Below are 7,148 nucleotides of genomic sequence, written 5' to 3'. Positions count from 1 at the left end.
TGACACAGGCGAGAAGCTGATGGGTTTCCGCCTGCGCGATGCCGCTGACAGCGGCTTCACCTCCGCCACCTGGATCGCGGCGGACGGTGCCGTGACGCCCTACGGCGACGGCAAGCTCGTTGCGACCCCGCTGGAGACGAGCTGGGTGGAGGGGCGCGAAATTCCTACGCGCTGGCGTCTCGTCTTGCCCGACCGTGCGCTCGACGTCACCGTCGGCGCGCTCAACTCTCANGCCTGGATGGGTCTCAGCATCCCCTATTGGGAAGGTCCGGTGCGGGTGGCCGGCACACACCCTGGCAAGGGCTATCTCGAGATGACGGGCTACCAGCGGCGATGACCGTGGACCCCGGCTGTGCCTGCGCGTCAGATCGTCACGAACAACTCCCCCGATACCAAGTCGCGGCAGCGATAGTTAGCGATGCTGTATTGTATATCGGATCACCCAGCATTGGCTATTGTTGTCGCTTGGCAGTTAATTGTAACAATGCGGCGATTTGGTTGAGCCTTGGCATTTAATTGTGAGAATCCAGGTGATCTGATTCTCAAATTAACTGCATTTGAGACGAGACTCTCAACCTGCGGGCTTGGGCTATCATGTTCTCGGCAGCATCAGTGAATTATTCGCGACCGCTTTGGACGTGACGCTATGGGCTACGCCGCCACAGCGCTGGACGGTCCGTGCTCGGTCCCCGACGGATTCCGCGAACTGGCCGAGAAGGAGTTGTAAAGTGCGGCGGCCTACCCCGCGCGGCGAATTTCCTCTCGCTTGGGAAGCTTCCAGTTTGGTCTTGGGAAATGACAGGTGTAGCCATTGGGATAGCGCTCGAGGTAGTCCTGATGCTCCGGCTCGGCCTCCCAGAAATCGCTGACCGGCACCACCTCGGTCACGACCTTACCGGGCCAAAGCCGGGATGCTTCGACATCGGCGATGGTGTCTTCCGCAACGCGCTTTTGCTCGTCGTCTGTATAGAAGATCGCCGAGCGGTAGCTCGCGCCGACATCGTTGCCCTGGCGGTTGCGCGTCGTTGGATCATGGATCTGGAAGAAGAATTCCAGCAAATCGCGATAGCTGATCATGTCTGGATCGAACACGATCTCGATCGCCTCGGCGTGGCTGCCATGATTGCGATAGGTAGCGTTAGGCACCTCACCGCCGGTGTAGCCGACGCGGGTGGAAATCACGCCGGGGTAGCGGCGGATCAGATCCTGCATACCCCAGAAGCAGCCGCCTGCAAGCACAGCGCGTTCGGTCGTCATGGTCTCTGACCTCCTGAATTTGGGTTCATCTCCATATAGGCATTGTTTGCATCTTTTTTCAGTCGCAGGCCATTTGACACAAACGCGTCGCCCGATGGAGATTATCCTGAACAGCTAGCGCAGTGTGCGCTCCATGTCAGTCGAGACGATCATGGGCAAATATCGAGACTATCGCGAACCACGTCGGCATCGCCATGACGATGACCCTGTTTCCTTTTCGGAACGGGCTTCCGAGCCAAGCTACTTTCAGCGGCCCGCAATTGTGGCCGCAGACCCTGTCGACGCCGAGATATTGTGGTTCAATGCCAGCAAGGGTTTTGGCTTCGTCAAACTGTCGGACGGCACGGAGGCTTATCTCCACATCCGAGTGTTGGAGGCTGCCGGAAGCCGCGCTGTTTCCGAGGGAACACGTCTCAAGGTCGCGGTTGAACAAAGTCCAAGAGGTCGTCAGGTTGTGCACGTGCTGGAGATCAGCGATCAGATCGCGAAAACGCCGGCAGATGCGCGCCTTGCTGGGGGTTCATCGCCGGGAAGGGGTGGTGCGCAGCTGGAGAGCGAGGGCACGGTCAAGTGGTACAATCCCGAAAAGGGGTTCGGCTTCATTGCTCCCGAAAATGGTGAGAAGGACGTCTTCGTTCATGCCACCGCGCTGACCCGCTCAGGGCTCAGCGTGCTGGTGGAGGGACAGAAGGTGATTGTCGAATGCGGGCAGGGCAAGAAAGGCGTGGAAGTCCGGAGCGTTCGCCTCGCCTAGAAGCCAATACGTTGGCCAATGGCCAAATTGCCGCTCATACAACGAAAAAAGCCCGCTGCCGGGAGGAGTGGCAGCGGGCTTGATTTGAAAATGCAGCGCGGGAGGAGGTGCACCGCATTCAGCGCCGGCATCGCATCTGGGAGGACTAGATGGCCGACAACAGGATCATATTGATCGCCGCAGATATTGCAATGCACAAATTTCATATCGCACGCGCGAAAGCGTTACCTGGGTGTAAGCATCGACATTGTCTCGAAAGATCCAACCCACCAAATCGTTGCCATAGCTGGCGGGTGTGGAGATTAATGGTGCTGGTCATTTTGCTTTGTTGCAAGGAGGGCAGAATACTATGGCGAGTGAGCGCGGCCGTTCTTATCGAAAGTCCCGTGGCTTTACGCAGCTTAATCAGCAAGTCGCCGGCTCGCGATAAGATCCCTGCGAGCATATCGGCAGCATCAAGGTGAAGACCCGCGATTCCCGATAAAAGCTGCAGCTGATGTACCGTCATCATGTGGTAGTCTGGCCCGCATGATGACGCTTTATCTCAATTGGCGCGGAAGACGGTGAATCCCACAAAGTCGAATAAAACGCATCCGCCGAAATGGATCGAGCCTCAGCTGACGCGCCTGGTCGACGAAGCGCCCAACGGCCCCGATTGGCTTCACGAAATCAAGTACGACGGATACCGCATGCACGCGCGGATCGACGGCAGCGACATCCGCTTGCTCACCCGCACCGGCCTCGATTGGTCGCATCGCTATCAAGCGACGATAGCGGCCCTCCGCGCGCTCCCTGTGAAAGAGGCATATGTCGACGGGGAGCTGTGCGCAGTTCGGGCAGACGGGGTCACCTCCTTCAGCCGCCTGCAGGCCGCTATGGACGAGGGCCGCACGGGCGATCTTGTCTTCTTTGCTTTCGATCTTCTGTTCCTGAACGGAGAAAGCATTGCGAAGCTGCCGCTCATCGACCGCAAGGCGCGACTGGAAGGCCTGTTTTCGACTGACATACCTGGCCTGCGCTTCAGCGATCACGTGATCGGCGACGGGCCTGCGTTCCGCAAGCACGCCTGTCGGCTTTCACTCGAGGGCGCTATCTCAAAGCGGATCGACCGCGCCTACGCATCCGGCAATCGCGGCTTGTGGGTCAAGTCAAAGTGTCTCAACAGAGAGGAATTCATCGTCGTCGGCTGGACCGATCCGACTGGAAGCCGGCCGCTCATCGGCTCGCTGCTTCTCGGCTACTACACCGATGATGGTCGTCTGATGTACGCGGGCCGCGCCGGTACGGGCATCACGGTTGCAGAGCTCAAGCGATTGGCTCGCCGGCTTGGGCCACTTCAGGCCGCTCGAATGCCCCTCGACGTTCCGCCGCCGCGCGAGAGCCGGTTCGGCTCGCCGCTTGAGCTGTCGCGCGTGCATTGGGTCAGGCCTGAAGTGGTGGTCGAGGTCACCTATCTCACCTGGACGGAAGACAATCTCCTGCGACAGGTCTCGTACCAAGGCGAGCGTCAGGACAAGCCAGCCCGGCAGGTGGTGCGGTCCCCGCCCCATCCCTGATCGACATCGGGCGCCGCTTCGTTTCAAAGTCACCCGACTTGCTCTACCTGCAGTGTGCCGGGTGGAAGGGCCTTGATCAGCGACTTCGCCGACACCGAAGGGTCGAGCCAGTCCGTCCACGCGCTGCGATCGAGGATAACAATCTGCCTGTCATGATAGGGCGCGATATCGGGCCCAGGCTCCATCGTCAGCATGGTGAAGGCTTCGCCGACACCGTGTTTGACAACCAGCTGGTATTCCTGCGCAGTATGCAGGACGCGATCTCATCGGGCTAACATGAGGACGCCGAGTTTTCGCCTCCAGTGCAGATAACCATCCTTTGTCAGCACGTTGCTTCCTTATCGCGCCCGCCACAGAGGCGCAGCCCGTCGCGCATGCAGCGACTTCCAATTCGTATGAGCACGCCCCTTAGTCTGCGGCCAGAACGAAATCGCGCGACGATCGTTCACGTCAGTGTGGATTACAGGTGCGGCTGTGCAGGCCCTATCGAGCTCGGCCCTAGCCAAGCTAGCTGCGCCCCTTCACTAGGACCTATCCATGCAGAACAAGTCCCTAGCAGCCACTGGCTTTCTCTGCCTGGGCGTTCTCGTCTTCTCACTGCAGGACGTGATCCTGAAGGGCCTCTCGGACACCTATCCCGTTACGCAAGCGATGACTGTTCGATCAATCGTCGCATTGCCCATTCTGCTGGTGCTGGTAGGCGCGACCGCCACACTACGGTCTATTTTCTCAAAGCGAGCCGGGCTGCTCGCCATCCGAGCGGTAAACTCGCTGGGAGCATACCTCTTCTATTATCTCTCGATCGCAGCGCTTCCTCTGGCCGATGCTGTCGCACTCTTTTTCGTCGCCCCGCTCATCATTGCAGGTCTCGGGATTCTCTTCCTCGGAGAGCGGCCTCACACCGCAACCCTGATCGCGCTCATTGTCGGTCTGCTCGGCGTCATCATAACGCTGCAACCGGGTCTTGCTGTCTTCGAATGGGCAGCTGCGTTGACCCTCCTGGCTGCTGCTCTGTACTCGTCGGCCCAGGTCTTGGCGAGGAAGCTTGGCGACAGCGAGGTCGCCGCGGTTATCACCTTCTATCAGAACCTGGCCTTCCTCACCGGCGCGCCGGCGCTGGCGGCGCTTGTGAGCTTGGGCGGCCTTGAAGACGCCAATCATCCAAGTCTTGCCTTCCTCACGCGCCCATGGGTCTGGCCTACGCTCCAGGATACTTTGCTGATGGCCGGCTGCGGTGTGATCGCATCTGCCGGAATGACATTGCTTTCCCAGGCTTACCGCCTTGCCCCAGCAGGCAACGTTGCCGTCTTCGAGTACACGGCCATCGTCTGGGTTCCACTTTGGGGGCTGCTGTTTTTCGACGAGGTGCCGAAGATCACCACCGTTCTCGGCGCAGTTTTGATCTGCGGAGCGGGGCTGTTCGCCCTAAGATCTGAGAGGTGAGCGCTGTGCTGCGTCGCAGATAATTGTTAATGTCGCTTTTAGCCTGGCCGCTGTTGTGCTCTCAAAAGGGAGTTGCAGATGGCCAACAGGTACGAAAATCAAACCCCTCCACTATCTTATCGATCACTGCATGGCGACCAGAAGCAGGCCGACCATCATCTCGACGGCCCAGGTCGCCCGTGCGTTGAGGCAACGTAATGAGTCCGAAATATGCTACAATTTTCGGACACTGCGTGGCGCCCAAACTCCAAAAAATGGAACTCGCATTTTTCGCATTGAAGGATATGGCCCGAGCATCGAATGCCTCCTTCCGCAGGGGCACGACATCATCCCGATTGACTCTTAGGATGAGTGTATCGGCGCCACCTTCTGCCATTTCCGAGCTTCGAGAACGCATCGCGCGCCTCGAAGGCGGAAATGCGCGCATCCGCACGGTTTTGCCGTCCGGCTGCCGGACCGATCTCGGCTCCATGATCGGTTGGCAACGCCCCAGACGCGTCACCGGAAGCAGCGGGGGTTGGGCTACCCGCCGAGGACTTTCCTCAGTGCCGGCAATTCTTCGATGACGAAGTCGATGAAGGCGGAAATGCGAGGCGTTGCCCTTTGATCGGGGTGACACAACAGGTGCCAGGCTCTTGCCAGCGCTTGAACCGGTGGAAGCACCTGGATGAGTTCGCCTTCTGCATCTCCGATCGGCGTTGGCAATGGCGCTATGCCAAGGCCCGATTTGACCGCAGCCACCACGCCTAGAACGCTGTTGTTGCGAGCTGCAACGCGCGCCCCCGGCAGAGTGCTTGCGAGCCACTGGGTTGCCCGATGGTTCTCCATCACGCCGTCAAAGCCGATGAGATCGTGCTGCAGCAGGTCCTCGATCGAGTGTGGATGTCCGCGGCGCTTCACATAGTCTCGGCTGGCATAGACGGCCCAGGTGGATTCCGCAATCTTGCGCCCAACCAGCCGCTCGTCACTTGCTTCTCCCGACCGAAACGCGACATCGGCATCGCCGTTGGCAAGGTCGAAATATCGATCGCTGATAATGAAATCGATCCTCAGTCCCGAATAGCGGTCGTGGAAGCGGTCGACAAAACCCGAAGCGACGATGCGGGAAAGGACCGGCTCGGGGCAAGTGAGCCGCACGGTGCCGGTAAGGTCGTGCTTCATACCGAGAACGGTTCGTTGCAGCTTTGCGATGCTCTCTTCCACATCGGCCAGGGCCGGTAGCAACTGCTCACCCATCTCGGTCAGGCGGTAACCTGTCGGGTGCCGATGCACCAGCCGCAATCCCATTTGCCGTTCGAGCTCGGCAATGCGGCGATGGACTGTCGACTGGTTCACGCCTAGCGCACGCGCGGCCGCGAGCGTCGAGCCCTGCCTTACAACGGACAGCAGATAGCGCAGGTCGTTCCAGTCCAACATGCTCTAGTTATGCATTTTTGCACCGACCTTCCGCAACCTTGCTGCTACCGCTGTTACGGCCGGCCGGCTAGTCCTTACCCACGATAAGTGAGGAGAAGCCAAATGGACAAGGCAACAGTCCAAACGATGATCGCTGGCCTCGATGTCGGCGTGACCCGATCGGCCCAGGATCACGGCATGGCAAAACTGACGCCGGTACACCGGGAGGTGCTGAGCACTCTGCCGCAGGGAAGTCGGCAGGAAGTGCGCGTGCTGCACGCTGTGCTTCAGCCTGGCGATGTCACGCCCTACCACTCGCATCGGTTTCCTGTAACAGTCTACGTCACCGAAGGAGTGTTCACCCTGAGGCTCGATGGGCGCGAGCCGATTTCGATCGGGCCGGGCGAGGTTTTTGTCGAGCCCCCGCACGTCAATATGACGGGCAGCAACGAGGGGAACGCCCCGGCGACAACGATTCTGTTCTACGTCTGCGATCCCGACACGCCCTTCGCCGACCCGGTTCCTTCGACTGCGTAGTCGCTCGAGCGCTATGTGCGTTCGGTTGGGTCGCTGACCCGCAACGGTTCGCCTAGAGCGGGAGGAAGCCTCATCGTTATTCCCCTTAGACGCTACCTAACCTTCTACGCCCACCGCCTTGGGCCGTCTTGGAATCTCATCCTCTGCCGGTTGAGCGTCCGCTATCGGTCTGCAGACGCCAGAAGCTGTCAGTCTGTGCGCGGCCC

At 59.6% G+C, this 7,148-nt stretch carries 7 protein-coding genes and 1 pseudogene; 5 read left to right on the top strand and 3 right to left on the bottom strand.

The window, feature by feature from the left end; genetic code table 11:
- A partial coding sequence (locus M727_RS0132120) for a lipocalin family protein (RefSeq protein ID WP_027155966.1) occupies positions 1-337 on the top strand: 337 nt, incomplete at its 5' end.
- 401 nt (positions 338-738) lie between these two features.
- Here M727_RS0132120 and msrA read toward each other — a convergent pair.
- Complete coding sequence (gene msrA, locus M727_RS0132115) at positions 739-1,257, bottom strand: peptide-methionine (S)-S-oxide reductase MsrA (RefSeq protein WP_027155965.1); 519 nt, start codon at positions 1,255-1,257, stop codon at positions 739-741.
- A 133-nt stretch (positions 1,258-1,390) separates the two neighbouring features.
- On the opposite strand from msrA, the gene M727_RS43920 reads away from it, so the two are divergent.
- A complete protein-coding gene (locus M727_RS43920) occupies positions 1,391-2,011 on the top strand; it encodes a cold-shock protein (RefSeq protein WP_280944201.1) in 621 nt (206 codons plus the stop codon).
- Positions 2,012-2,559: 548 nt separating this feature from the next.
- Positions 2,560-3,567 (top strand): non-homologous end-joining DNA ligase, encoded by a 1,008-nt coding sequence (gene ligD / locus M727_RS38545; protein ID WP_051505839.1) that lies wholly within the window; start codon positions 2,560-2,562, stop codon positions 3,565-3,567.
- Positions 3,568-3,596: 29 nt separating this feature from the next.
- Here ligD and M727_RS41040 read toward each other — a convergent pair.
- Positions 3,597-3,779 (bottom strand): annotated as a pseudogene (locus M727_RS41040) (SOS response-associated peptidase family protein); the annotation flags it as partial.
- A 325-nt stretch (positions 3,780-4,104) separates the two neighbouring features.
- On the opposite strand from M727_RS41040, the gene M727_RS0132090 reads away from it, so the two are divergent.
- Positions 4,105-5,010, top strand: coding sequence for a DMT family transporter (locus M727_RS0132090; RefSeq protein ID WP_027155962.1), 906 nt, complete (start codon positions 4,105-4,107; stop codon positions 5,008-5,010).
- Between the two features lie 522 nt (positions 5,011-5,532).
- On the opposite strand, the gene M727_RS38540 is transcribed toward M727_RS0132090, so the two are convergent.
- Positions 5,533-6,426 carry a LysR family transcriptional regulator gene (locus M727_RS38540; protein WP_051505591.1) on the bottom strand — a complete coding sequence of 298 codons (894 nt, stop codon included), beginning with the start codon at positions 6,424-6,426 and terminating at the stop codon, positions 5,533-5,535.
- Between the two features lie 102 nt (positions 6,427-6,528).
- On the opposite strand from M727_RS38540, the gene M727_RS0132080 reads away from it, so the two are divergent.
- Positions 6,529-6,942 carry a cupin domain-containing protein gene (locus M727_RS0132080; protein ID WP_036262137.1) on the top strand — a complete coding sequence of 138 codons (414 nt, stop codon included), beginning with the start codon at positions 6,529-6,531 and terminating at the stop codon, positions 6,940-6,942.
- The last annotated feature ends 206 nt before the right edge of the window (positions 6,943-7,148 follow it).

The organism is Mesorhizobium sp. WSM2561, from assembly GCF_000513915.1.
In the GTDB taxonomy this organism is placed as follows: domain Bacteria; phylum Pseudomonadota; class Alphaproteobacteria; order Rhizobiales; family Rhizobiaceae; genus Mesorhizobium; species Mesorhizobium muleiense.
Note: the sequence above shows the minus strand (reverse complement) of the source record. Positions and strands in the feature narration are given on the sequence as shown.